2 protein-coding genes are annotated in these 1,926 nt (G+C 74.5%); both read left to right on the top strand.

The annotated features are described in order from the left end of the window. Positions 1–193 precede the first annotated feature (193 nt). Entirely contained in the window at positions 194–1,183 is a 990-nt protein-coding gene (locus ACFWXO_RS30340; protein WP_380527578.1) for a nucleotidyl transferase AbiEii/AbiGii toxin family protein, read from the top strand. Positions 1,184–1,306: 123 nt separating this feature from the next. Next, positions 1,307–1,828 (top strand): MarR family winged helix-turn-helix transcriptional regulator, encoded by a 522-nt coding sequence (locus ACFWXO_RS30335; RefSeq protein ID WP_380527575.1) that lies wholly within the window; start codon positions 1,307–1,309, stop codon positions 1,826–1,828. Positions 1,829–1,926: the final 98 nt, after the last annotated feature.

The raw sequence follows: 1,926 nt of genomic DNA, 5'->3' as shown, positions 1-1,926 counted from the left end.
CCCCACACCCCCCCCCACTGTCGTTTGCTGTTTTTCCACCCCACAACCACCCAACGGCGGCTGTGTCCCCAACAGGGCGTTCCCGCGGGCCCCCCCCCCCCCGGCGCCCCCCCCCGGCCCGGACGCTGTCGGTGCCCGCCGCTACAGTCGGCCACCGACGACCGGACGGACGAGCAGGCGCGGAGCGGCGGAAATGAAGGGTTTCACGGGGGACTTCGAGCACCACGCCGGGCACCGTCGAGCCCACCGGGCCGCCCTCGACCACCTCCTCGCCCTGGTCGCCGCCTCCCCCCTGGGGGACACCCTGGTGCTGCGCGGAAGCATGGTGATGCCGGCCTGGGTGGGGGACGACGCACGGGAGCCCGCCGACCTCGACTGGATCGTCCCGCCGCCGCCGCTGATCCCCGTCGATCCCGGGCACCCGTACCCGTACGTGGCGGAACCGGCAACCGTCCAGCAGTGGCCGGAAGCCGCCGACGGTGCCGCCCGGTACGAGATCTGGGCCTTCGAGGAGTTCGACACACCCGGCCTGCGACCCGTGGTCGCACCCGAAGGACTGCACTGGATCAACGCGGCGGAGCCGGAGGCCGACCCACCCCACCGGGCCCTGCTCGACCTGGTACGCGAGCAGCCGACGGCCGCCCCGGGGCTGACCCTCGACCCGGCCGCCGCCCGGCTCGACGGCGACTGGACCTACTCGGAGTACGACACCCCTGGCATCCGCCTGGTCATCCCCTGGCGGGCCGACGGCCTCCCGCCCGGCGAGGTGCGACTGGACTTCGCCCGCGACGAGCAGTTGCCCGAGGCCCCCGTGTGGACGGCCGTCCCCCGGGGCGACGGCGCCGCGCCGACGCCCGTGCGGACCGCGAGCCGCGAGCTGTCGCTCGCCTGGAAGTTGTTGTGGCTGCACGCCGACTCCGCTGCGGAGGGCCGCGCCAAGCCCAAGGACCTCTACGACGCCGTCCTGCTCGCGGAGGCCGCCGGCTCCGGCCCCTCCCCGCAGCTGCTGCACCGGGTGTTCCGCCACGGACCCGGCACCTCGGCGAGCGCGACCACCCCGCACCTGGACACCCTCTCCCTCCCACCCGGGGCCTGGGACGACTTCCGGGCACAGCACCCCTGGGTCCGGGGCGCGGCCCAGGACTGGCTGACCCGCCTGCGCCGAGCCCTGACCGGGCCCTGACCGGACACTGACCGGGCACCGACCGCCCGGAGGGGCCGTAGCGTGCCGTCGCCCGGCCTGCCTCCCGGGCACGGGTGACCGGGGCGGCTTGACCAGGAACTGATGAGGCGCCATATTACTTTCATGACGCAGCACCCCGAGACCGGCCCCGCCGCCCCCAGCATCGAGCAGGCCCGTCGGCAGATCGCCCGCTACGGCCTGTCGGCCGATCCGCAGGCGATCCTGGTCGCGGCCCGGCTGATGGCGGCGGGGGCACGGATCGGGCAGGCCGGGGAGGTCCACTTCGGGCGGTTCGGCCTCTCGACCGGCCGGTACCGGCTGCTGGCGGACCTGGAGGACCACGGCGGCGAGAAGTCGCCGTCCCAGCTCGCGGCGACCCTCGGGGTCTCCCGGGCGACCGTGACCGGCCTGGTCGACGGGCTGGAGCGGGAGGGGCTGGTGGTCCGCCGGCCGTCGACCGAGGACGGCCGCGGCAACGTGGTGATCCTGACCGCGCGCGGCGCCGACCGGCTGCGCGAACTCGCGCCCGAGCACTTCGCCCGGATGCAGTCGCTGGTCGGCGGCCTCAGCGTCGAGGAGCGCGCGACCTTCCTGGACCTGCTGGCCCGGGTCGTCTCGGGCATCGACGCCCTCACCGAGGACTGACGCCCCGCACCACCCGAGCCCGAGGCGGGGGGCCCCGGGGGCCCCCCCCCAGCGACCACACCATATTAATAGAGAAAATCACAAAAAAAAGAAAGAAA

Origin of the sequence: Kitasatospora sp. NPDC059088 (genome assembly GCF_042738155.1) — a bacterium.
In the GTDB taxonomy this organism is placed as follows: domain Bacteria; phylum Actinomycetota; class Actinomycetes; order Streptomycetales; family Streptomycetaceae; genus Kitasatospora.
Note: the sequence above shows the minus strand (reverse complement) of the source record. Positions and strands in the feature narration are given on the sequence as shown.

Excerpts from the sequence above, each read along its gene's own strand:
- ACFWXO_RS30340 (WP_380527578.1), top strand. The coding sequence starts at position 194 with ATGAAGGGTTTCACGGGGGACTTCGAGCACCACGCCGGGCACCGTCGA.
- ACFWXO_RS30335 (WP_380527575.1), top strand. The coding sequence starts at position 1,307 with ATGACGCAGCACCCCGAGACCGGCCCCGCCGCCCCCAGCATCGAGCAG.